A 25,025-nucleotide genomic window follows, 5' to 3' on the forward strand; every position below is an offset into this window, starting at 1 on the left:
AAGAGCTATAAACGATCAATGAATTATCTGAGTAGGAAGATATTCTACCAAAAACTAAACACCACTATGAAAAATTATTTTCTAAAAGTTTTATTGGTCTTGTTCACCACAGGCCTCTTTGCCCAGGCTGACCAGGTCTCCGTGGTTCAGGATGAAAACGGAATGAAATTGGTCGTGAATGGGGAAGATTTCATGATCAATGGGATGAACTGGGACTATATTCCTATAGGTACGAACACTGTTAACGCAGGTTTCTGGGAGCAATCCGATGACTTGATCAAAGCGGGGCTCGACACAGAGATGTCTCTCCTTAGGAATATGAACGTAAATGTAATTCGCCAATATACAGGTGTTCCGGCCCGGTGGATCCGATACATATATGAAAAGTACGGTATCTATACCATGCTCAACCACTCCTTCGGAAGGTATGGCCTCACCCTGGATGGGGTATGGACGCCCATTACAGATTACGCAGATCCAAAGACACAGGAATTCCTTTTGTCTGAAGTGGAAGCCCTGGTTCGGGATTATAAAAATACCCCCGGACTCCTTATGTATCTTCTGGGAAATGAAAATAACTACGGCTTGTTCTGGCAGGGGGCTGAGACTGAGGACTTTCCAGATGATGAAGGAAGAATCGCCTTTATAGGGGAGAATCGTGGCAGGCCCATGTACAGGCTGATGAATGAAGCATCAAAGATGATGAAGTCCATGGACGCCTCTCATCCCGTGGCTATTTGTAACGGAGATGTACTTTTTATCGACATCATCGCCGAGGAGTGTAAAGACGTGGATATCTATGGTACCAATATGTACAGGGGGATATCTTTCGGGGATGCCTTTCAGGTGGTAAAAGAGAAACTAAACATGCCCATCATGTTCACAGAATTCGGGGCAGATGCCTTTAACGCCATCGAAAACCAGGAGGATCAGAAATCCCAGGCATATTATATGGTAGGGAACTGGAAGGATATATATGAAAATGCAGCCGGACTCGGCAAGGCTGAAAACTCTATCGGAGGATTTACCTTCCAATTCAGCGATGGCTGGTGGAAATTCGGTTTCGATGACCGTAAGAATGCTGATGTACACGACAATAACGCTTCCTGGGCGAATGGCGGATACGACAGGGATTACAAGGAAGGCGAAAACAACATGAATGAAGAATGGTTCGGGATCTGTGCCAAAGGACAGACCAACCCCCGTGGCCTTTACGACCTGTACCCGAGAGCAGCCTACTACGCCCTAAAGGAAGTACATAAGCTCAACCCTTATGAGGAAGGAGTTACCCTCGATTTTGTACAGAATTATTTCAAGAACGTAGACCTGATGGACGCCGTACTCAAGGCCAGGGGTGATAAGGCTGCTTTGGTAGGAGAGGAGAGCAGTATGCTCAGGGTAAGCAGGCTCGAAGCCCGTTTTACTACGTTCAATACAGGAGGGAATCTGCTAACCACACCCAGCAATCCGGACCCTAACGAACCGACTACGTATCCAGATCAGACAGGTTTTGATCATATGCAGTCCTATTTTGTAGGCTTCGAGGGAGAACCTGCCCCCAATATGAGGGCCAACGTTAATTTTAACGTGATCGGAAAGGTAGCGACCAATCCCATAGACGAAATCTTTTACGAGAACAGGGCCAGACCGGTGGAGGTAAATACCGATGAAGGTGATGTAGTCCTGTCCGACGTCAACAGGGTGGCCGTATACAACGCCTCATTCGACTGGAATGCGAAGAATTTCGACCTGAGGGGATTTTATCGTACCGGGCACTATCACTGGGGCTATGAAGGCGACTTCTTTGGTCTTTATCCCGAGGCGAACTACGGGCCCAACCTCGATATCTATAATGGGGAGATAAGCGGTTTTGAACTTGACGGGAAGCGTGCCATCAAGGGGCTGAAGGCCGCATTCGGACCTCAATTGTGGTGGGGTGCCAACCCGGCTGTACTCGTGAAATACGAAAGACATATCGGCAAATTTGACGTGGCCGGGGTCTTCCATGAAGACATTGATACGTTTGGGAATATTGTTTCCTCCCTGGCTGTACCTATGCCCAGAACCAGAAGGGCTACGCTCTATATAGGAAGGGAATTCGGAGATGTAAAACTTGAAGTTGGAGGAATCTGGGGAGGACAGCCTTTGAACGGCAGGGAATTCCAGATTGCAGAAGACAACCCCAACTACGATCCCAACAACCCCGATGCCACTTCAAAGTATATCGTATATACGGACAAGGTAAACGACAAGGATAACTGGGGTGGCAAAGCCAAGATCACTTATACAGGGGGCAAATTCAACTGGTATGCCCAGGGTGCCATTCAGGGCCTGGTGGCTAATGGAGGTGCCGATCTGACGAGGACATTTACCGGCTGGAAACTAAAGGATACGGGAAGTGGGAACCAGACCAATTTCCTTTCTGGTTTCACCTATACGGTGGGCAATGTACAGATAGCGCCTAACTTCTTATGGCAAAAACCCATCGTGGGACCTATGCCCAACGACGTCCAAGGACCGGGCAGACTGAGAAATATCCTGGACGACCCCTTCTCAGTGCGCTGGAACCGGGAAACGGTTGCAGGAGAGATCCTCCTCACCTGGGACCCGACTCCGGGCACTTGGATGTACGAGTGGGACAACGACCGGGCTGAGGACGCCAAGCTCGCCGTGAGCGCAGGCTTCGTCTTTAAACACCTGCCTACTACCATGGATGCACACATCGGATTCCTTGGCAACAGGACCCTCTTTGCCTTCCCGAATTCGGTACCGGCACAGGACCTCTGGGAGACTCATGCGAGGATCGTATCCAAGATCAATCCCGAACTGGGGATGATAGCCAATATCTATTTTGGAAATGCCCAGGCCAATGGTGACAGTGAACGTTTGATTGAACGGGTTGGTGGGGATATCCGTCTGCTCTATAAGAATATTAAGGTTCAGCATATGTTCAAGATCAACGACTGGGGACCTTTTGATTACCACAGGGATTTCAACCTTACCTATCCCGTACAGCTGATGCTCGATATCTCAACTACCCTCGGAAAACCAGATTGGTTTATCCTTCCGAATACTCAGGTGGGGATTCGCGGCACCTGGAGGTCGCTTAATGAATTCTCCAACAGGTATGCACCCAATGCGGCTGAGGAGTTCGCTGCGGAGCCCATTATCAGTCCGGTCGGATTTGGCTTAGGAAACGAATGGGAGATCAGAACGTATGTACACATCAACATCGGTAGATAAAAAATAGCACAATGAAAAATATCAGAGTTAAAAATATAGGTATCCTTATACTTTCAGGCCTTGTTCTGTCATGGTCAGTAGGATGTGAAAGGGAAGTTTCGGACGAAGTGGAATTCGCCAGCTTTCCGCAACGAGCAGAGATCTTTATTGACGGATTCAGCGGAGGTCTGGAATACCTTCCTTTTGGGGGTTCCAAGCTCGATGCATTCTCAGTGGATACGGATGTAAAATACCTGGGGGAGGCCTCCATGCGTTTCGACGTCCCTAATTTCGGAGACCCGTCAACCAGCCTGGGTTTTGCCGGAGCTATATTCCCGGATTACGGAGGACGCGATCTTTCGGACTTTGATGCCCTGACTTTCTGGGCAAAAGCTTCAAGAGCGGAGACGATCAGTCAGATAGGCTTCGGAAGTGATTTTGGAAACAGTCCGTATCGGGATATGCAGGATAAATTCCTGGTGACAAAGGAAAACCTGAGAGTAAGCACGGGCTGGCAAAAATATGTCATACCCCTTCCTGATCCCGGAAAGTTGATCAATGAAACTGGGATGTTTTGGTATGCCGAAGGGCCTGATGCCAATGGTGATGGTTATTCCTTTTGGATCGATGAATTAAAGTTTGAAAAGCTCGGTACGGTAGCACAACCAAGGCCGGCTATACTCAATGGGGAAGACAGGATGGAAAGGTCCTTTCTGGATTTTCAGATCAACCTGACGGGCCTTACCCAGACGTATAATCTTGAGACCGGGGAGAACCAGACCGTTGCGGCCGCTCCGTCCTATTTTACCTTTGAATCTTCGGATACAGGTGTAGCTATCGTAAACGGCATGGGTGTTGTCACCATGGTAGGCACGGGAACTGCAGAAATCACAGCTACTCTCGGTGGTGTTAGAGCTGCGGGCTCCCTGACGGTGGATGTAGGAGGATCATTTGATTTTGCCCCAGTGCCAACAAGGGATCCGGCAACCGTGATCTCCATCTTCAGTGACGCCTATACCAATGTGCCTGTTGATTTTTACAACGGATTCTTTGCACCCTTCCAAACTACGCTGGGTGGCGCCATTAATATAAACGGGGATAACATAATTGAATACACAGAGCTCAATTTCGTAGCTACCGAATTCAAGAATCCTACGGTCAATGCTTCGGCTATGACCCACTTCCATGTGGATATCCGCATAGATGAAAATATAGATCCGGCAGACTTCATCGCTGTCGAACTGGGTGATTTCGGGGCAAACGCTGCATTTGGAGGAGGAGACGACTCCAGTTCAAGGATCACCTTCGATAGCAGCACCCTGGTAAGCGGGCAGTGGATCAGCCTGGATATTCCGCTTTCTGATTTTACCGGACTGGCTAGCAGGAATAACCTGGCGCAGATCTTCTTTATCTCCGATGGGACCATCTCGACACTCCTGGTGGACAATATGTATTTCTACGCCGAATAAACCGGGAAAAAGCAAGCAAATATGAATAGCAATAAACAGTTTAATATGAAAAAGAATTCAGGATTAAAAGAAACCCTGACCTTGAGAAAAGAGACTTTCCCTGCTCTCTCCAGCGGCTTCCTGCTTATCGCTCTCTTCCTGCTCAATACGGGCTGCGCAGTGGACGATACCCAGACAGTGGTGAATTTCACCACCCTGACCATGCAGGATGAATTCGATACAGACGGTGCTCCGGACTCTTCCATTTGGGGATACGATATTGGTACTGGTATGAACGGCTGGGGAAACCAGGAACTGCAGTACTATACAGATCGCCCTGAGAACGTAACTGTCAATAACGGAGTGTTGATCATCACGGCGAGGAAAGAGGACTTCCAGGGCTCCGGCTATACCTCTGCAAGGCTTATTACACAAGGTAAATTCTCACAGACCTACGGCCGGTTCGAAGCCCGGATCCGCGTGCCTTACGGCCAGGGAATGTGGCCAGCCTTCTGGATGCTTGGTGTTCCGGACAGCCCGGGTGAGATCTGGCCCAGTTTAGGAGAGATCGATATCATGGAGATGCGTGGGCAAAATCCAACCACCCTGATCGGCAGTGTACACGGACCGGGATATTCTGCCGGGAATGCAATCTCAAAAGAGTATGTCTTTCAAAACGACCGAATGGATACAGGTTTCCACGTCTATGGGATAGAATGGGGACCAGACTACGTAAATCATTACGTGGATGACGTATTGTACAACCAGATCACCCCTGAAGACCTTCCTGAAGGTTCCGAATGGGTGTTCGACAACGATTTCTATATCCTGATCAACCTGGCAGTAGGAGGGAATTTTGTGGGTTCTCCGAATTCGGAAACCGTCTTTCCTCAGTCCATGCTGGTCGACTATGTGAGAGTATATGAATATAACGGACTAAACTAACTAAAAGAAGAACTATGAAACAAGTAATGAAAAAAGCTAAAGCCATTGCCGTATTCTTTATGGCTATAGCTTATTTGGGATGCGAGGATGTCACCAACCTCTTTCCGGATGTGGTATCGGCATTTACCTATACCATAGATTCAGAAACCGGCGTCGTTACCTTTATCAATATTTCGGAGGAAGCGGACACCTATTTATGGACCTTTGGGGACGGGGACAGTTCTACAGAAATCAACCCTGTAAAGGCCTATACTGCTTCAGGAACGTATACGGTGACCCTTAAAGCCACCAATGTGGCGGGAGCTTCGGACACCTCCGAAGATGCGGTCACCATCAATCTCCCGGTTGTCCTGGAGGATGTGACTCTACCCATCACCTTTGACGACCCAGATGTGGACTACACGCCTGAAGCCTTTGGAGGTACCTCTTTTGCGATCGTGGACAATCCGGATGTTTCGGGAAGCAATGATAAAGCTACCAAGGTGGGGGCCATTACCAACAGTGGTGCGGCCTTCGAGGGAATTTTCTTCGACCTGGGTGCTGCCATTGATCTGACCACTGAGAAATCCATTACCATGAATTTCTGGGCAGATGCCCCCGTTGACCTGCTTCTGAAACTGGAAGAAGGTACGGCGGCAGCCATTGAGACCACCGTGAGTCATGGCGGAACAGGGTGGGAAACTACTACATTCGACTTTACCTCTGCCGACCAGTACTCCAGGCTTACCCTCTTTGTGGACGGTCCCGGAACCACGGCGGGTACGTTCTATATCGATGACGTTGATCAGGCGGAGACTTCCACAGGTGGTGGAGGGGGGCCTATCGCCCCGACGGCTGGTCCGGCAGCTCCTACCCAGGATCCGGCCGATGTGATCTCTATTTACAGCGATACTTATACTGATGTACCCAATGAAGGATTTAACAACTACGGCTCGGCTGCCTTTGAACAGGTAGATCTCGCCGGAAATGCCGCATTGAAATATACATTTGCAGCCGGCGGCGGCGGAAACTTCCAGGTGATCGAACTCGGCGGCGCTAACCAGATCGATGCCGCGGCAGCTGGTATGACCAACTTCCGATTCGATATCTGGTTCCCCAATGAGGTGGATGCCAGTTCTGCCTTCCTGATGAAAGTAGTGGACATCCCCGGCAGTGGGGCCACAGAGGCACAGATCAATATCAATGATTCGTCAACCCCTCCAATAGAGCAGGCTACCTGGCTTTCCTTCGACATTCCGATCACGGAATTACAGGCCAACGGCCTGGGAGGCACCAGCAACATCCAGCAAGTGGTGATCGACCTGGTGACTTCAGGAGAAGCCTATATCGACAACATCTACTTCTACAAGCCAGCCGGAGGTGGTGGCGGTGGCACAGCGCCAACGACGTCGGCTCCTGTACCCCCTGCCAGGGATCCGGGAGACGTGATCTCGATCTTCAGTGATTCGTATACGAACATTACAGGGGTGAATTACGATCCCAACTGGGGTCAGTCTGGCCATACCCTTGTGGATCCGGCCTATGATCCGGGAGATGGGAATTTTGCTTTGGCCTATCCTAACTTTAATTATCAGGGTACCGACTTTGCCGGAAATGCGCAGGATGCCTCTGCCATGGAGTTCCTCCATGTGGATATGTGGACGGCCAATGCTACGGATGTGAAGGTCACACCGATCAACGGCAGTGGTGCCCCTACAGAATCCCTGGTCTCACTGACGCCGATCACCTCGGGCCAGTGGGTCAGCTATGACATTCCGCTTACGGATTTCACGGCTTCGGGGATGACATTGAATCAGATCATCCAGATGAAGTTTGACGGGCAGGGTGGAACCACCCCATCCGATATCTATCTGGACAACATCTATTTCTACCGGGCAGCTGGTGGTGGTGGAGGCACAGCACCAACCACTTCGGCTCCTGTACCCCCTGCTAGGGATCCCGGGGACGTCATTTCGATCTTCAGTGATTCGTATACGAATATCACTGGGGTGAATTACGATCCTAACTGGGGCCAGTCTGGCCATACCCTTGTGGATCCGGCCTATGATCCGGGAGATGGGAATTTTGCTTTGGCCTATCCTAACTTTAATTATCAGGGAACAGAATTCGCTGGAAATGCACAGGATGCTTCTGCCATGGAATTCCTCCATGTGGATATGTGGACAGCCAATGCCACGGATGTGAAGGTGACCCCGATCAATGGAAGCGGGGCGCCTACAGAGTCACTGCAGACATTGAGTCCGATCACTTCGGGCCAGTGGGTAAGCTATGACATCCCACTTTCGGATTTTACCGCTTCAGGAATGACTCTGAATCAGATCATCCAGATGAAATTTGATGGTCAGGGCGGAACGACTCCCTCTGATATCTACCTGGATAATATTTATTTCTACAGGGCAGCCGGCGGAGGCACAGCGCCGACCACTTCGGCTCCTGTACCCCCTGCCAGGGATCCGGGGGACGTGATCTCGATCTTTAGTGATTCGTATACCAACATCACCGGGGTGGATTACGATCCAAACTGGGGTCAGTCTGGTCATACGCTGGTCAATACGATGTATGATCCGGGTGATGGAAACTTCGCCCTGGCCTATCCTAACTTTAATTATCAGGGAACCGACTTTGCCGGAAATGCACAGGATGCTTCTGCCATGGAATTCCTCCATGTGGATATGTGGACACCCGACGCTACGGTTGTGCAGGTCACACCCATCAACGGATCTGGGGCGCCCACAGAATCTTTACAGTCTCTGACTCCGATCAACACTGGTCAATGGAACAGTTATGACATCCCCCTTACGGATTTCACGGCATCGGGTATGACCCTGAACCAGATCATTCAGATGAAGTTCGATGGGCAGGCTGGTGTAACACCATCCGACATTTATCTCGATAACATCTATTTCTATCGCGCTGCTAGTGGCGGAGGCGGTGGCGGAAATCTCGCTGCCAACGGGGATTTCGAGACAGGAGCTGAAGCCCCTTGGTTATTATTCCAGAATGGAGGAACCGCCGCATTAGACAATACGGTGAATAACACAAGTGGAGGAACCTGGTCAGGCAGACTAGCCACCGGAGGCCCGAGTAATCCGGCATTCAAGCAAGAGAGGATCGGCGCCGGTACCGTTGCAGCGGGGGATACTGTACAAATCCAATTCGATCATATCGGTGCGGTAGTACAGCCCGGGGCTGTGTTTAACGTGCTTCTTTTTGGAGAGGGTGCCGGAGGTGCTTCCTTTACCCATGTCTTTAATCCTGCCCCGACCCTTTCTGGTAGCTGGACAACTTTTACAGGGACCTTTACTATCCCCGGAGGAACAGATGTCTCTGAGGGTATATCCTTCCTGATAGAGGCTGTTTGCGGAGGAGATGCGGGTTGCAGCGTAACGGCAAACATTGATAATGTTAGTGTAACTCTCAATCCATAAATAATGATCCGGCTGACAGAACAAACAATGAAGTTTTTCTGTTGGCCGGTTTTTTATATAGATGTGTAACCTTAAGATCGCATGTTGAATCTATTAATTCTATGTCTTTCTAAAGCGTGCAAAAATGAAAAGGGATACTCAAGGAACTACTGAACAACGCCTTGAACATAAGGTTGATTCCCTCCTGGTCAAAATGACCCTGGACGAAAAGATCGGGCAGATGACCCAGGTACGTCATTTTGATGACATATCAGAAGAGGATATCGCCACCAAATTCATTGGTTCGGTTATCCATACACAAGGTCCCCTGCCGGGAGCAAACGCGAAAGAATGGCAGGAGAAATTCACCCGCCTGCAAAAGAAAGCCCTGTCAACCAGGCTTGGTATCCCTCTGTTATTCGGGGTGGATGCTGTGCACGGGCAGAATACCTATGAAGGAGCCGTTATCTTTCCACATAACATCGGTCTCGGTGCCAGCAGGAATGCTGAACTCGTCCGAAAAGCAGCTGAAATTACGAGAATTGAAGCCAGGGCTACCGGTTTTAACTGGGTGTTCTCGCCCTGTATCGCCATCCCTTATAACGAGAAATGGGGGAGAGTATACGAAGCGTTCTCTGAAAGTACGGAACTCACAGAAGAATTTGCCAGAGCCTCCGTTAAAGGGCATCAGGGTACTGAACTGAGTGCCCAATCCGTCATGGCCACGGCCAAACACTTTATTGGTGACGGGGCTACGGATAATGGGGTAGAAGGAGGGGACTGCTCCCTGACTCCCGAGGAAGTCAGAGAAAGGCTATTACCTCCGTACAGGGCAGCTGTGGAAGAAGGTATAGGCTCAGTAATGGCCTCCTTCAACAGCATGTCGGGTCAGTTTATGCACGCTCATAATTACTGGATCTCGGACGTCCTCAAAGGAGAGCTTGGATTCAAGGGGATCATGGTGTCCGACTGGAAGGCGTACTCCCGCTTTGGCGGGAATGAGATCATCAATGCCGGGATCGATGTGGTCATGGCGGTAGACGGAGATCTTCAGATGTTTCATGAAGGACTCAAAGCCGGAGTTGAGAACGGGGAAGTATCCATGGACCGCATAGACGATGCCGTAAGGCGCGTTCTCACTCAGAAATTCAGGCTCGGGGTGTTCGATAATCCTTTCCCGGATCCTTCCCTCATTCCTCAGATCGGGTTACAAGCTCACAGGGATGTCGCGAGACAGGCCGTCAGGGAATCCCTGGTCTTATTGAAAAACGATGGAAACATACTCCCCCTGAATAAAAAGACTTCAAAGATCGTGGTGGTTGGCGAACACGCAGATAATACCGGTCTCCAATCGGGCGGCTGGTCCATCAACTGGCAGGGCTCTACTGAAACGTATGCGGGTTCCACGACCATACTTCAGGGGATCGAGAAGATAGCGAAAGGAAAGGTGGTCTATGATGCCGATGCTACGGGGAATCATAAAGATGCCGATGTGGCTGTGATCGTGGTAGGTGAAACCCCCTATGCCGAATTATTTGGCGATATTGGCGGCGAGATAGATGCCTATCAGCTGACCCTTACCGAGGAGCATCAGAATTACATCAACACCTATGTGAACCTGGGGGTAAAGGTGGTCACCCTGTTTATCTCGGGGCGCCCTTTGGTGACGACTGATCAAATAAACAAATCGGATGCCTTTGTGGCTGCCTGGTTGCCGGGGTCTGAGGGGGATGGAATTGCTGAGGTCCTTTTCGGGGAATTCGACTTTAGAGGTACGTTGCCACATGCATGGCCCGCCTCTGAGGGAGATTATCAAGGAAAATACGGACCCAATTTCTGGGATGACTCTGTGGAACCCTTATTTCCCTTTGGATTTGGGTTGAATTACAGGGATGAGACGTCAGAAAATGACACCACAACGGGAAAACGAAGACAATGAAAAGTTCAATCAAATTATTAATCGCTGTTTGTGCACTGATCTCAGGCATGGCCTGTAAAGAAACCCGTGAAAAAACAGAGGATAAACAACCGCAAATATCAAATGATATGAATGCAAAGGACATTCTTGGAAACCCTGAGTATCTGGCTATTTCCTATGGGGGTTATCGGACAAAGACGAGGGATAACCAACCCTCTCTTGATGAACTCAAAGACGATATGAGGATCCTGCATGCCATGGGGATCCGAATCGTTCGCACTTATAATGTTCACCTGGCCCAGGCTTCCAATCTTCTGAAGGCCATCAGGGAATTGAAAGAAAATGATCCGTCTTTTGAAATGTACGTCATGCTCGGGGCCTGGATCGACTGTAAGAATGCTTGGACCGGTAAAACGCCTGACCACAATGTAGAGAGTGAACGGAATAAAAAGGAGATCGCAACAGCCGTGGAGCTGGCAAATCAATATCCGGATATTGTCAAGGTGCTCGCCGTTGGAAATGAAGCCATGGTGAGATGGGCTGCCAGCTATTACGTGCAGCCTTCTGTGATCCTGAAGTGGGTAAACCACTTGCAGGAACTCAAGAAATCCGGGAAACTCCCGAAAGATCTCTGGATCACCAGCTCTGATGATTTTGCATCCTGGGGAGGGGGAGATGAAAGTTATCACACAGAAGACCTGGCGAAGCTTATAAAAGCTGTGGACTATATTTCCATGCACACCTACCCTTATCACAATTCGCATTACAACCCTGAATTCTGGAAGGTGCCGGAGGATGAGACTGAATTATCAGACATGGAGAAAATAGATGCGGCCATGGTCAGAGCCCTGGAATTTGCACAGCAACAATACGCGGCCGTCACGGCCCATATGCAAAGCCTGGGCGTGGATAAGCCCGTCCACATAGGAGAAACCGGGTGGGCGACCATTTCGGACGGACTTTACGGGCCGGAGGGATCTAAAGCCACCGATGAATATAAGGAAGCCCGGTATTACCATCTTATGCGGGAGTGGACCAATGCAGAAGGCATTTCCTGTTTCTACTTCGAAGCCTTCGACGAACCCTGGAAAGATGCAGGTAATCCTATGGGGTCAGAGAATCATTTCGGCTTATTTACAGTGGATGGAAAGGCCAAGTACGCCTTATGGGATCTGGTAGACAAAGGTGTATTCAATGGGCTTTTACGCAATGGGAATACCATCACAAAAACATTTGACGGAAATAGGGATGCTGTGATGGAAGAAGTACTGGCACCTCCCCTGGCGGGAGAGTAAATGGTCGCTAAAAGGTCTTGTGGCTTTAATGCGACTCGTCAATCGAAATACTGAAACGATGAAAAAGTTTAACCCAATTAATTATCTCTTGATTATTAGTTTGATTGTAAATGGTTGTTCGGTAGAGCAGAAATTGGAGGTGGAAGTTTTTGAGACGTCTGCCGATGGTAATAAAATGACCCCGGTTACGGAATTCAGGGTTTTACAGGATATACCTGTGATTAAAATCATGCCTGAGAATGAGTATCAGGTAATTACCGGATTTGGCGGATCGTTCACGGAAGCTTCGGCATCCCTGCTCAATGCCCTGGGACCGGAAAACAGGCGTAAGGTTATTGAGGCCTATTTTGGTGATGACGGGGCTAAATACTCCCTTACAAGGACGCATATGAATTCATGCGATTTCTCCCTGACCAATTATTCTTATGCACCCGTGGAAGGAGATAGTGACCTTCTTTATTTCAGCATAGAGGAGGATCAGGATGACATTATCCCTTTCATCAAGGAAGCCATGGAGGCCTCTTCAGAAGGGTTTAAGATCGTGGCTTCTCCCTGGACAGCCCCCCCATGGATGAAAGACAACAAAGACTGGCGCGGGGGTAAATTACTTCCCGAATACAGGGAATCCTGGGCACTTTTCTTTTCCAAATACCTGGAGGCATACCAGGCGGAAGGTATCGATATCTGGGGGTTTACCGTAGAGAACGAACCCCTGGGAAATGATTACAACTGGGAGAGCATGCACTTCACGCCAAAAGAGATGACAGATTTTGTGACCGAGTACCTCGGTCCCCGTCTGGAACAAGACGGGCATGATGTCAAGATCCTGGGATACGATCAGAATCGTGAACACCTCGAGGAATGGGTGGATGAGATGTTCAGGGATGAAGCGGCCCGGAAGTATTTCGATGGTACAGCGATACACTGGTATGCCAGCACCTTTGAAGTCTTTCCGGATGCCCTTCAATACGCGCATAATAAGGCGCCGGAGAAATATCTCATCCAGACAGAGGCCTGTGTGGATGCAGAGGTCCCCAAATGGCAGGACGACAAATGGTACTGGTCTAAGAGGGCGACAGACTGGGGTTGGGACTGGGCCCCGGAAAAGGACAAACACCTCCATCCCAAATATGCCCCCGTCTACCGTTATGCCCGTGATATCATCGGTTGTCTCAATAACTGGGTCGACGGATGGATCGACTGGAATATGGTCCTCGATAAAAGGGGTGGTCCTAACTGGTTCAAAAACTGGTGCGTGGCTCCTGTGATCGTAGATCCCGAGAAGGATGAGGTATATTTTACCCCTCTCTACTACACCATGAAGCATTTTAGCAGGTTCATTCGTCCCGGGGCAGTGCGCATTGGCTTCGAAAATCCCGACAAAACTCTACAGATCACTGCTGCGAAGAATCCTGACGGGTCGATCGTGGTAGTCGCGTTCAACCAGGATCACAAAGGGAAGTCATTCGATCTTATCCTTGGAGAACGTTCTCAGAAGTTGTCTATAAGTCCACAGGCGATCCAGACGATTGTTATCAAACATTCAACTAACTAAACAACCTATCTATATGAGCAGTTCAACACAAACGATTACAACCAAAGTGCCGTTCGGGCAAAAAGTTGCCTTTGGGATCGGCATGTTTGCCAATCAGATGTTTCCGGCCATTCTGGGTATTTTTATGGTGGTTCTTGTAGAGGACCTGGGATTTCCCGGTTGGATGTGGTCACTCATCTATTTCTTTCCCAGGATTTTCGATTCTATCACAGACCCCATCATGGGCTTTATCTCGGATAATACCAAATCCAAATGGGGAAGGAGAAAACAGTATGTGCTCATAGGTGGCCTTATCATGGGGGTGGCCTTCATATTTATGTGGCAGCTCTATGCATCCGACACATTACAATATAATTTCTGGTATTTCTTTCTGTGGTCTATCGTATTCTATTTAGGGCTGACTTTTTTTAGCGTTCCCTACGTGGCCATGGGGTATGAGATGAGTGACGATTTTCACGAACGCACCGATATTATGGCCGTTGCTCAGTGGATCGGACAATGGGCGTGGGTGATTGCTCCCTGGTTCTGGGTGATCATGTACGATCCGGACTGGTTTCCCTCAGCTGATGTTGCCGTGAGAGAATTGGCCATCTGGGTTGCCATTCCCTGTGCCATTTGCGCCATGGTTCCTGCCATTTTTATCAGAAGCAAATCGACCCTTGACGAAGATTATGAACCTCTGAATGCTGCCAACATCGTCAATAGCCTGAAGAAGATCCTCGATAGCTTTAAAGCAGCTTTCAGAATAGAACAGTTCAGGAGAATATGTATGGCCACCTTCCTGATCTTTAACGCATTTAACACGGTTGCTGCCCTTACATTTTTTGTCGTTGTCTATAAATTATTTAACGGGGATGCTGATGCTTCCGGGATCTGGGTATCCTTATTTGGATGTCTGGGAGCATTGGGTACCACCTTTATCGTGATTCCCATAGTGGCCCGTATGGCAAGGGTTATGGGTAAGAAAAAGGCGTTTATGCTCGCCCAGGGTATTTCAGTTGTTGGTTACATCATGTTGTACTTTCTTTTTGTACCAGGAAAACCCTGGCTGTATATTATTGGTCTTCCCTTCTTCTCATTCGGGATAGGCAGTTTATTTACCATCATGATGTCTATGACCGCAGATGTCATAGATATTGATGAGCTGAATTCCGGGAAACGCAGAGAAGGTATTTTCGGGGCTATTTACTGGTGGATGGTCAAAGTTGGTTTTGCCATTGCCGGGGCGCTGAGCGGACTTATTATTGCCTTTGTAGGCTTCAATCCGGACCTCCCTACCACAGAGCAGCAATCTGCTGTAGACGGCTTGCTGGCATTCTTTTGCTTCTTCCCCATGGTGGGTACCATAATCGCGATGCTTGTCATGAGGAAGTACGACGTGACCGAGGCGCGGGCCAATGAGATCAGGGCGGAAATAGAGAAGCGTAAAAAACCCAAAAGCTCTTCTTCTTACTACGGTGGGAACAAGCTCTCCACTTTTGATACTCTAGGTCTGGAAATAGACCCGAGTACCGATTTGGATTTTACGAATATGTCTGATACCAGCGTGAGAAAGCAATTCCTGATCTCTCTCGAAAAAGGGATTCACGGCATGTGCTTCAGTCCGTATCGCGAAGGACAGGATATCGGGGATATACTTTCCGAAGAACAGATCCGAATCCGTATGGAGGTCGTGAAACCCTATACAAAATGGGTGCGCTCCTTTTCCTGTACGGATGGAAACGAATATATCGCGAGAATTGCCAAGGAAAACGGACTCAGGACCATCGTCGGAGCGTGGATTGGTGAGGATATAGAGAAGAACGAGAGAGAGATCAGCAGCCTCATTAACCTGGCAAAAGACGGCCATGTCGATATCGCTGCGGTAGGTAATGAGGTTTTGCTCAGAAATGAATTGCCAAAAGAGGAGATCCTTCAGTATATTCGCCGCGTAAAAGAGGCTTTGCCGGATATCCCTGTGGGGTACGTCGATACCTACTTCAGGTTTTATGAGCATCCGGATCTGGTAGATGCTTGTGATGTGATTATGGCCAATTGCTATCCTTTTTGGGAAGGGTGCAGTGTAGAGGAAGCTTCGAATTACCTTAAAAAGATGCATGCCCTTGCTGTGAAGGCAGCCGATGGAAAACCTGTCATCATTACAGAGACCGGATGGCCGGATAATGGAAATAACGTGAATGAGGCAGTGCCTACAGCACTGAATGCGATGAAGTATTATATCAATCTTCAGGCTTGGGGGGAGAAATACAATACGGAATTATTCTATTTCTCTTCTTTTGATGAAGCCTGGAAGATACATCACGAAGGAGAAATTGGTGCCAGTTGGGGCATTTGGGATAAAAATGAACATTTGAAATACAGCTAAACATGTCAACGAGAAACATATCATCCAGAAAAGAGAAATATCTGGCCCTTGCGGCCCTGGATTACGCAGGAAAGACGACCAATGAGCTAAAGAAACTTTGCAGGAGCGTTTTGGATGAAGGGATGCACGGTCTTTGTTTCAGCCCATATCTGGAAGGGCAGAACCCTGGAGACCAGATCTCCGAGGACCAGATTCGCCGAAGAATGGAGATCATCAGTCCCTACACGAAATGGATCCGATCCTTCTCTTGTACGGAAGGCAATGAGGCCATTCCGAGGATCGCCCGTGAATTTGGGATCAAGACCATGGTGGGAGCCTGGTTGGGCGACGACCCTGAGATCAATGCTCAGGAGGTGGAGAACCTGATCCAATTGGCCAACGAAGGTTATGTGGATATTGCTGCAGTGGGCAATGAGGTGATGTTGAGGGGCGACCTTACGGAAGACGAATTGCTCCAAAAACTGGACCAGGTAAAAAAGGCCATTCCTGACGGAATTCCTGTCGGTTATGTGGACGCTTATTACGAATTTGCAGAACGTCCGAGGATTACAGAGGCGTGCGATGTAGTTCTTGCCAATTGTTATCCTTTCTGGGAAGGATGTGATCTGGATTACTCTCTGCTTTATATGAAAGATATGTACAGGCGAGCCATCAATGCTGCACAGGGCAAGAAAGTGATCATATCTGAGACCGGATGGCCCTTTCAGGGAACGAATCTGGAAGGCGCTTATCCCTCTTATGAGAACGCCCTCAAATACTTCATGAATACCCAGAAATGGGCCGCGGAGGAGGATATCGAAATCTTCTATTTCTCTTCCTTTGACGAGTCCTGGAAGGTTGGGGCTGAAGGGGACGTAGGTGCATTCTGGGGGTTGTGGGACAAGGATGAGCAACTCAAATTTTAAACAGGGTTTACTCTGAACCTTATACCTGAACATTCTCATTAAAGGCCGGAGCCAGTAGCCGGTCTTTTTAACTATATTTATCTTCCTTGTACTTTCGGAAAGATGGGCAGGGATCAGAGCGATACGAACCTAAACACTAGAAAATGAACCAGCCAGCCACAGTTATTAAGATGAACAAGTCCTATACTATCCTCATCAGCCTTATCGTGGCCCTGGGAGGATTTTTACTTGGTTTTGACAGTGCCGTGATCTCCGGAGCCGTCAGGGGGATTACCATTTATTTTGAGATGACGGAATGGATGCTGGGCTTTTCTGTGGGATGTGTGGTATTTGGGGCCATGGCGGGAAACCTGCTGGCAGGTCCGGTTGCAGACAGGTTCGGGCGGAAGAATACCCTTATTGTTGTAGCCGCCCTGTTCACGATTTCAGCCACCTGGTCTGCCCTGGCCACGGGATATACAGAGTTCATCATTGCACGTATTATCGGAGGTGTGGGGATCGGGGGTGCCATTCTCATAGCACCTGTATATATTGCTGAGATCGCCCCTCCAAAACTCAGAGGCAGCCTGGTTTCCTTTAACCAGTTGAATATTGTAATAGGGATATCCGTAGCTTATTTCTCTAACTACTTTCTGGTCAATGTAGGGGAGGAAAGCTGGAGGTGGATGCTGGGGGTAGAGGCTATACCCGCACTGATCTATTTTATCAGTCTCTGGACGGTGCCAAAGAGTCCGAGGTGGCTTATCCAGAAGCTCAACAAGGTAGAACTGGCGCGCAAGATCCTCCAAAAGATAGGGGGAGAGGAATACGCCGAGGTAACCATACAGGAAATACAGAGGGGGATTGACAAAAAAGAGGAAAAGGGTAAACTCAGGGATATCCTGGACAGCAAATACACGACTATCATGATCATTGCTCTGGGGATTGCCTTCTTCCAGCAGATCACAGGGATCAACGCTATCTTTTACTACGCCCCCACGATCTTTGAACAAGCAGGCGGAAGCACGGATTCCTCCTTCCTTCAGGCTATTGTGGTCGGGCTTACCAACCTGGTCTTCACCCTGGTGGCTATCTGGCTGATAGATCGCCTGGGACGTAAACCCCTGCTCCTGATCGGTACTACCTGTATGACGATCGCCCTGCTGATGGCCACCTTTGCCTTCAACAATGCAACCTATGATTTTAACGAGGAGACCATCGCCAAGGTCGGGGATGATGAGATAAGAGCTGCTCTTGCAGGACTTGACGGGCAGTCATTTGACGGGCAGGCCGTATTGTTTTCGGCAGTTCAGCAGGAACTCAATGAAGAACAATTCCTAAATTTCAGAAGGAATGAGATCACGAACTTCATACAGATCAACGCATCTCTGGTCCTCATAGCCATTCTGTTGTACGTGGCCTCATTTGCCATATCCCTGGGACCGGTTATGTGGACGCTGATTTCCGAGATCTTCCCAAGCAAGATCAAGGGTATCGCGATCTCTGTAGTGGGCTTTTTCAACTCCCTGGTAAGTTTCTCGGTAACCCAGGTATTTCCCTGGGAACTCTCGAATTTGGGTCCGACCGTAACCTTTGCCCTCTATGCCCTGCTCTCGTTTATCGCCATCCTGTTTGTCTATAGGTTTGTCATCGAGACCAAAGGAAGAACACTGGAGGAGGTGGAAGAATTGCTCATCCGCAAGTAAATAATATGTCCTTTATAAGTCCGGTAAGTAATTTAATTGCCTGCCGTTAACACAGAAGGAAACAACATTAAGAATAAATCAAAAAAGAAAGTAAAAGCAACATGAAGCAAAATATTCACGTAGGAAACAGTACGCTGAACTTTCAGGATAGAAAAGTAGAAGGAACTTTGGTCGTCATAGACGGCGAGACCTATTACAAGATCAGCAACTGCGACCAGATGCGTCCCTTCTTTATGAGTATAGTGAGCGATTCTAACCACTGGATGTTCCTATCCAGTAATGGCGGGCTTACTGCAGGCAGGAAAAATAGTGAATTTGCCTTGTTTCCTTACTATACAGATGACAAGATCACTGAATCTACTGAGATCACGGGAAGTAAGACTATTATCAGGGTTGTGACCCCTGAGGGGGATAAACTATGGGAACCCTTTTCCAGAAGATATGAAGGGATGTACAGGATTGAACGGAACCTGTTCAAAAATACCTTTGGGAACAAGGTTATTTTTGAGGAGATCAATGCAGATCTGGGATTGGTTTTCCGCTACCATTGGAATTCGAGCAACCTCTATGGTTTTGTCAAAAAAGCCACTCTATTAAATACGGGGGGTGATAAAATACAGCTTAGCATCCTGGACGGATTACAAAATATCATTCCGTATGGGGTGAATGCCGACCTGCAGAATACGCGAAGCAATCTGGTGGATGCCTACAAGAGGAGTGAACTCGTCCCACAGGCGGGGATAGGTATTTATGCCCTGAGTGCCATCATCGTCGACAAGGCCGAACCCAGTGAGGCACTTAAGGCAAATGTAGCCTGGTCTCTTGGGGTGTCGAATCCTACCTATCTGGTATCATCCCTGCAGGTCGACTCATTCAGGGAAGGAAAGGACCCAAGTCAGGAAGCGGATATCAAGGCAGAAAAAGGGGCGTATTTCCTTCATTTCCATACCTCCCTGGGTGCAGGGGAAGAGAAGGATTGGATGATTGTATCCAATGTCAATCAAAATGCCTCGGATGTAGCTTTGATCAAAAGGAAGCTTGAAAATCCGGAGGCACTTAAGGAAGAATTGCTTTCAGACGTGGCCTCAGGGACACAGAGGCTCAAGGTCCTCGCCGGGGCAGCCGATGCCTTTCAGTGCTCTCGGGATACCCTCCAGACCTCCAGGCATTATGCCAATGTCCTCTACAATATCATGAGAGGTGGGATTTTTGATAAAGACTACCAGATTGAGAAAAGAGATTTTACTATATACTTAAGAAATGCGAACAAGGCTGTTCACGATCAATTCAAAGGAGATATCTCACAATTGCCGGAGGTTTTCGACCTGAAGATATTGAGGAAACTAGCCCTTGAAAAAGCACAACCCGATTTCCAGAGACTATGTCTGGAATACCTGCCACTGAAATTCAGCAGGAGGCATGGGGATCCCAGCAGACCCTGGAACCGTTTTTCTATCAACACCCAAAGTGAGGTAGATGGATCAAAGATCCTGGATTATGAAGGTAACTGGAGGGATATCTTTCAGAACTGGGAGGCCCTTGCCCATTCTTTCCCTGATTTTATAGACGGGATGATCCATAAATTCCTCAATGCCTCCACCTTTGATGGATATAACCCGTATAGGGTGACCAAGAGCGGGTTCGACTGGGAAGTGATCGAACCTGATGATCCCTGGTCGTACATCGGCTATTGGGGAGACCATCAGATAATCTATCTCCTAAAATTCATCGAATTCATAGAGGATTATTTTCCTTCCCGATTGGCCGTGTATTGGGATAAGCCCATGTTTGTATACGCCAATGTACCATACAAGATCAAGAGTTATTACGACATTGTGGCCGATCCGAAGGACACCATCGTCTTCGATCATCAACTCCACAATGAGATAGAAGACCGCAGGAACAGGATGGGTGCAGACGGCACATTGCTTTCCGGCCGGGACGGTAACATCGTCCGTGTAAACCTGGTCGAAAAATTGCTGGCCACGGTGCTTGCGAAGGTCTCCAATTTTATCCCGGAAGCCGGGATATGGTTGAACACCCAGCGCCCTGAATGGAATGATGCCAACAACGCCCTGGTCGGAAATGGGGTATCCATGGTGACCCTGTATTACCTGAGGAGATTTCTGGTTAAATTCAGGGAAATCCTGGGAGTCGTGGAAAAGGACCAGGTAGAAGTATCAGAGGAACTGATCGTCTTTCTGACCAAAGTGGTGGCGACCCTGAAAAAGCACGAGACCATCTTAAAGAGGAGTTTTACTGATGCAGAACGTCTCCAGGTGATGGACGGATTAGGAATGGCCGGAAGTGATTACCGGGAACAGATCTACAATTCAGGGTACAGCGGGAAGAAGGAGAAGGTCAGTAGAAAGGAAATACTTCATTTCACAGATTCCGTCCTGGCGTACCTTGAGCATTCCATTGATGCCAACAAAAGGAAGGACCAGTTGTACCACTCCTATAATCTGATAAGCATTGAGGCGGGAAAAGGTGCAGCCGTTGATTACCTGAGTGTTATGCTCGAAGGCCAGGTTGCTGTCCTCAGTGCCGGATACCTGAATGCAGATGAGGTGCTTACACTCCTTGAGAATATGAGGAAGAGTGCGCTTTACAGAAAAGATCAGAACAGCTATATCCTTTATCCGAATAAGGATCTCCCGGGATTCATGGAAAAGAATGTGATCCCTGAATCTCTTGTAAAGTCTTCTGATCTTTTGAAAAAAATGCTGGATACAGGAGACAGGCAAATCCTCGAAAAAGACGTGGATGGTCAATGCCATTTTAACGGGAATTTCAATAATGCAAACGATCTGAAAAAGGCTCTCGATGACCTCAAGGGAGGCCCCTATGCTGAGCTTGTAAATTCAGAAAGACAGAAACTCCTCGATATTTTTGAGGAGGTCTTTGATCACAAATCCTTTACGGGCAGGTCGGGCACCTTCTTCGGATACGAAGGTCTGGGATCCATCTACTGGCATATGGTCTCCAAATTGCTGCTGGCAGTGCTCGAATGCAGCAGAAGGGCCATGGCCGAAGGAGCACCCGATAAGGTAGTCAAAGGGCTTATGAAGCAGTACCATGAGATAAACGAGGGAATTGGGGTGCACAAATCTCCTGTATTATACGGTGCCTTTCCAACCGATCCGTATTCCCACACTCCCGCAACTAAGGGGGCTCAACAGCCGGGAATGACCGGACAGGTAAAGGAAGATATCCTGAGCAGGCTGGCCGAAGTAGGGGTAAGCGTTCAAAACGGCAAGATCTCTTTCGGGACCGGACTCCTGGAAAAGGAAGAGATCCTTACCCAAGAGGCGACCTTTACCTATATAAATCTCGAAGGAGAGGAAAAATCCATCACCCTCTCAGCAGGCAGCATGGGCTTCACCTATTGCCAGATCCCTGTTGTGTACACCTTTGGATCTTCTGAAGGTATACGCCTCCACAGAGAAGATGGTACTCAGGAAAATGTCTCCGGACTTACGCTGGATACGGGAATGAGTAATGAGATTTTCTTTCGAACCGGCGAAATCACTCGGATCGATGTGGCTCTCCGTTCGGACAAGGTGCCCATGTGATTCCCGGTATGACCTAAATTTATATAAACAGGCTTCTCCTGCTTAATGGGGAAGCCTGTCTTTTATAAGCCCGTAGAAAAAGGTGCCCAGGATCGCTCCCGCGATCACCAGCAACATACTCAGCACTCCGGTTCCCACAAGGATGTACATGGGGCCGGGACAAGCTCCCGCCAGGGCCCAACCCAGGCCAAAAATAGTACCTCCTATGAGGTATCTCGCTATACTGCGATCCTTAGGTGGCAGGACAATTGGTTGCCCCTCTATACTGTTGAGTTTTGATCTCTTGATCAGCCATACTCCGATGATTCCCACCACCACAGCTGAACCTATGATCCCGTACATATGGAAGGACTGGAATTGGAACATCTCATAGATCCTGTACCAGGATACAGCCTCGGACTTTACCAGTACGATCCCGAAAAAGATTCCTGTCAATAAGAATTTCAGTGATTTCATGCGCTAAAAATTAAAGGGAATAAGACATGGATCATAAAGAGTCCGCCTATAAAAAAGCCTATCACGGCAACCAGGGAAGGCCATTGAAGGTTGCTCAGGCCGGTGATCGCGTGCCCGGAGGTGCACCCTCCGGCATAACGTGTCCCGAACCCTACTAAAAAGCCTGCACCTATAAGGATCATCAGTCCTTTTGGTGTCCATACGTTACCCCAATTGAATAATTCAGGAGGCAGTAGGGAAGCCCCGGCGTTATCAAATCCCAGGGTGCTGAGATCTTCAACTGTTTGGGAATTCAGATCTATGAGTGAACCGTCTGAGAGGAAATTGACAGCGATAAACCCTCCTATGACGGCACCCAAAACCACCGTCAGATTCCATAGCTGGGATTTCCAGTCAAATTTAAAAAAAGAGGCGAAATTGTCAGCACCTCCAATGGTACAAAGGGTACGCAGATTGCTCGACATTCCAAATGTCTTGCCGAAATAGATCAGCGCGAGCATGACCAGCGCGATCAGAGGCCCTGAGACGTACCAGGGCCATGGTTGAAGTATGTAATCCATGTGCAAAAGTTTATACAAAGATACGTGATGCCCTGCTCCGAAGTGTAATCAGGGTTACAAAGCTTTAAGATAATCAGCCTCCGGCCTCAACGCTATTTTTTCCTCTAAACCTATTGTTTAAGGTAAGTCTGGGTTCGGAATTCGGGGAGGTCTTCCCCCAGGGTAAGGACCATTTCTGCTCCGTTCAGGGAATACACCCAATCCGGTTCCCCACTGAGAACGATATCCTCGTTTACGAAGTCCCAGGTTCCATTTTCTGTCTTGTACTCCCCACAAAAAATGGCATACTGCTCATTGGTGATAAAGGTGATATCCAGCTCTTCATAGTATTTGCTATAAGTAAGATCTTCCCTGAGGATGATGCTCCCGCTGAGGCAGTCGAGTTCATCCATCAAGTCCGCAGAAAAAGTATCATCCTGGTTGAGGTCCTGGGGAGGGTTGACAATGTACTCCGAGAGGTTGTAAAGCCCCGAGACTGATTCGATCTGAGCCAGGGTGAGCAGCTGATCTTCGCTCGCAGCATCTTCGGAACAGGAATAACCAAAGAGAACCACAAGTAGTAGGGATATGAGAGTTTTCCATTTCATAGGACCGGCATTTTAGGGCGAAGATATTAAACTTGGTCCTTTAAGTCTATCCTACTTCACATTTTGGGAATCTTTTATTCTTATATCTCTCGGGTTGAATCGGAATCATTACCTTTAGAAGGCTCTGGAAAGAACCTCTGATGAATTACCTGTTATGCAAATCTGTAAGAACTAAATAAAATCACATAACCATGAAAAATACAATTACGAAATCTACAAGTCTTATACTTCTGTTGGGATTACTGTTATCCGGCTGTGCCGAGAGTCGTATGGGCGGACTTGCTCTCTACACCGTGCGGGATGACATGAATGCCGATGCCAAGGAAACCTTGAGATCTGTGGCAGATGCAGGCTACCTAAATATTGAGGCCGCTGGGTATGCAGAGGGAAAGCTTTATGGGATGGCACCCGAGGAATTCAAAGCCTATGTGGAAAGCCTGGGCCTGAATCCCATAAGTACCCACCAGGGCTCGGTGACCCTGGAAAATGCCGATGCCATGATGGCCGACGTAAAGGCGGCCGGATTTGAATATTTTGTGGTTCCCGTACCTCCTATGGGATTGTTCACCTTTGATCCGGAGACCAGGACCCTGGGCATGACAGGTGGAGCCGAGAACCTCACCAAGATCATCAATGAGTTGGGTCAGAAAGCGCAGAAAGCAGGTCTGAAATTGCTGTATCACAACCACGATTTTGAGTTCATGGAAGATGAAAACGGGGTGGTTACCATCGACTATATGCTGGAAAATACGGATCCCGAGATCGTGAATTTCCAGATGGACCTCTATTGGGTCACCAAAGCGGGAGCCGATCCCGTGGCCTACTTTGAAAAATATCCGAATCGATTCAAGATCTGGCACGTCAAGGATATGGATGAGCAGGGTAGGTTTGCTCCCGTGGGAAAAGGCAAGATAGATTTCAAGAGGATCCTGGACAAGAAGGATCTGTCGGGGATGAAATACTATATGGTGGAGCAGGATATGACCTTTGACGGTCTGAAACCCCTTGAAGCAATAGGGATCAGTCACCAGGGCATTAAGGAGATCGGGTTTGAGTAGAATTTTTTAAACGAGGACAGTCAACTCCTGTCCTATCCAAATGT

The 25,025-nt window shown here is 48.5% G+C and carries 15 protein-coding genes; 12 read left to right on the forward strand and 3 right to left on the reverse strand.

The annotated features are described in order from the left end of the window. Window positions 1-66: 66 nt before the first annotated feature. From IEV19_RS11965 to IEV19_RS12015, 11 genes are all read left to right on the forward strand, one after another. Window positions 67-3,243, forward strand: coding sequence for a glycoside hydrolase family 2 TIM barrel-domain containing protein (locus IEV19_RS11965; RefSeq protein WP_188370972.1), 3,177 nt, complete (start codon window positions 67-69; stop codon window positions 3,241-3,243). Window positions 3,244-3,254: 11 nt separating this feature from the next. Further along, complete coding sequence (locus IEV19_RS11970; protein ID WP_188370973.1) at window positions 3,255-4,691, forward strand: Ig-like domain-containing protein; 1,437 nt, start codon at window positions 3,255-3,257, stop codon at window positions 4,689-4,691. 45 nt (window positions 4,692-4,736) lie between these two features. Then, window positions 4,737-5,615, forward strand: a complete 879-nt coding sequence (locus IEV19_RS11975) for a glycoside hydrolase family 16 protein (protein WP_188370974.1) — start codon at window positions 4,737-4,739, stop codon at window positions 5,613-5,615. A gap of 14 nt (window positions 5,616-5,629) precedes the next feature. Beyond that, window positions 5,630-9,043 (forward strand): PKD domain-containing protein, encoded by a 3,414-nt coding sequence (locus tag IEV19_RS13910; RefSeq protein ID WP_188370975.1) that lies wholly within the window; start codon window positions 5,630-5,632, stop codon window positions 9,041-9,043. Between the two features lie 124 nt (window positions 9,044-9,167). Continuing rightward, entirely contained in the window at window positions 9,168-10,961 is a 1,794-nt protein-coding gene (locus IEV19_RS11985) for a glycoside hydrolase family 3 protein (protein WP_188370976.1), read from the forward strand. Beyond that, complete coding sequence (locus IEV19_RS11990) at window positions 10,958-12,235, forward strand: glycosyl hydrolase family 17 protein (protein ID WP_188370977.1); 1,278 nt, start codon at window positions 10,958-10,960, stop codon at window positions 12,233-12,235. Before IEV19_RS11985 ends, IEV19_RS11990 begins: the two co-directional genes overlap by 4 nt. Before the next feature lie 58 nt (window positions 12,236-12,293). Further along, a complete protein-coding gene (locus tag IEV19_RS11995) occupies window positions 12,294-13,790 on the forward strand; it encodes a glycoside hydrolase family 30 protein (RefSeq protein ID WP_188370978.1) in 1,497 nt (498 codons plus the stop codon). A 13-nt stretch (window positions 13,791-13,803) separates the two neighbouring features. Beyond that, window positions 13,804-16,155: an MFS transporter gene (locus tag IEV19_RS12000; protein ID WP_188370979.1), complete on the forward strand. Its 2,352-nt coding sequence runs from the start codon at window positions 13,804-13,806 to the stop codon at window positions 16,153-16,155. Window positions 16,156-16,172: 17 nt separating this feature from the next. Continuing rightward, window positions 16,173-17,060, forward strand: coding sequence for a glycoside hydrolase family 17 protein (locus tag IEV19_RS12005; RefSeq protein ID WP_188371321.1), 888 nt, complete (start codon window positions 16,173-16,175; stop codon window positions 17,058-17,060). A 143-nt stretch (window positions 17,061-17,203) separates the two neighbouring features. Next, window positions 17,204-18,745: a sugar porter family MFS transporter gene (locus tag IEV19_RS12010; RefSeq protein ID WP_188370980.1), complete on the forward strand. Its 1,542-nt coding sequence runs from the start codon at window positions 17,204-17,206 to the stop codon at window positions 18,743-18,745. Window positions 18,746-18,846: 101 nt separating this feature from the next. Continuing rightward, window positions 18,847-22,320 (forward strand): 1,3-beta-D-glucan phosphorylase, GH149 family, encoded by a 3,474-nt coding sequence (locus IEV19_RS12015; RefSeq protein WP_188370981.1) that lies wholly within the window; start codon window positions 18,847-18,849, stop codon window positions 22,318-22,320. A 42-nt stretch (window positions 22,321-22,362) separates the two neighbouring features. Here IEV19_RS12015 and IEV19_RS12020 read toward each other — a convergent pair whose 3' ends face one another. The 3 genes from IEV19_RS12020 to IEV19_RS12030 form a co-directional block, all read right to left on the reverse strand. Then, window positions 22,363-22,776 carry a DUF6691 family protein gene (locus IEV19_RS12020; RefSeq protein WP_188370982.1) on the reverse strand — a complete coding sequence of 138 codons (414 nt, stop codon included), beginning with the start codon at window positions 22,774-22,776 and terminating at the stop codon, window positions 22,363-22,365. Next, window positions 22,773-23,336 carry a YeeE/YedE family protein gene (locus IEV19_RS12025; protein ID WP_188370983.1) on the reverse strand — a complete coding sequence of 188 codons (564 nt, stop codon included), beginning with the start codon at window positions 23,334-23,336 and terminating at the stop codon, window positions 22,773-22,775. Before IEV19_RS12025 ends, IEV19_RS12020 begins: the two co-directional genes overlap by 4 nt. 110 nt (window positions 23,337-23,446) lie before the next feature. Continuing rightward, entirely contained in the window at window positions 23,447-23,923 is a 477-nt protein-coding gene (locus IEV19_RS12030; protein ID WP_188370984.1) for a hypothetical protein, read from the reverse strand. 191 nt (window positions 23,924-24,114) lie between these two features. Between IEV19_RS12030 and IEV19_RS12035 the strand changes: the two genes are divergently transcribed. Then, window positions 24,115-24,981, forward strand: coding sequence for a sugar phosphate isomerase/epimerase family protein (locus IEV19_RS12035; protein WP_188370985.1), 867 nt, complete (start codon window positions 24,115-24,117; stop codon window positions 24,979-24,981). Window positions 24,982-25,025 lie beyond the last annotated feature (44 nt).

Source organism: Muriicola marianensis (assembly GCF_014638095.1).
Lineage (GTDB): Bacteria > Bacteroidota > Bacteroidia > Flavobacteriales > Flavobacteriaceae > Muriicola > Muriicola marianensis.

What these genes read in the sequence shown, in the direction of transcription:
- IEV19_RS11965 (WP_188370972.1), top strand. Translation starts at nt 67, where the DNA reads ATGAAAAATTATTTTCTAAAAGTTTTATTGGTCTTGTTCACCACAGGC.
- IEV19_RS11970 (WP_188370973.1), top strand. Translation starts at nt 3,255, where the DNA reads ATGAAAAATATCAGAGTTAAAAATATAGGTATCCTTATACTTTCAGGC.
- IEV19_RS11975 (WP_188370974.1), top strand. Translation starts at nt 4,737, where the DNA reads ATGAAAAAGAATTCAGGATTAAAAGAAACCCTGACCTTGAGAAAAGAG.
- IEV19_RS13910 (WP_188370975.1), top strand. Translation starts at nt 5,630, where the DNA reads ATGAAACAAGTAATGAAAAAAGCTAAAGCCATTGCCGTATTCTTTATG.
- IEV19_RS11985 (WP_188370976.1), top strand. Translation starts at nt 9,168, where the DNA reads ATGAAAAGGGATACTCAAGGAACTACTGAACAACGCCTTGAACATAAG.
- IEV19_RS11990 (WP_188370977.1), top strand. Translation starts at nt 10,958, where the DNA reads ATGAAAAGTTCAATCAAATTATTAATCGCTGTTTGTGCACTGATCTCA.
- IEV19_RS11995 (WP_188370978.1), top strand. Translation starts at nt 12,294, where the DNA reads ATGAAAAAGTTTAACCCAATTAATTATCTCTTGATTATTAGTTTGATT.
- IEV19_RS12000 (WP_188370979.1), top strand. Translation starts at nt 13,804, where the DNA reads ATGAGCAGTTCAACACAAACGATTACAACCAAAGTGCCGTTCGGGCAA.
- IEV19_RS12010 (WP_188370980.1), top strand. Translation starts at nt 17,204, where the DNA reads ATGAACCAGCCAGCCACAGTTATTAAGATGAACAAGTCCTATACTATC.
- IEV19_RS12015 (WP_188370981.1), top strand. Translation starts at nt 18,847, where the DNA reads ATGAAGCAAAATATTCACGTAGGAAACAGTACGCTGAACTTTCAGGAT.
- IEV19_RS12020 (WP_188370982.1), bottom strand. Translation starts at nt 22,776, where the DNA reads ATGAAATCACTGAAATTCTTATTGACAGGAATCTTTTTCGGGATCGTA.
- IEV19_RS12025 (WP_188370983.1), bottom strand. Translation starts at nt 23,336, where the DNA reads ATGGATTACATACTTCAACCATGGCCCTGGTACGTCTCAGGGCCTCTG.
- IEV19_RS12030 (WP_188370984.1), bottom strand. Translation starts at nt 23,923, where the DNA reads ATGAAATGGAAAACTCTCATATCCCTACTACTTGTGGTTCTCTTTGGT.
- IEV19_RS12035 (WP_188370985.1), top strand. Translation starts at nt 24,115, where the DNA reads ATGAAAAATACAATTACGAAATCTACAAGTCTTATACTTCTGTTGGGA.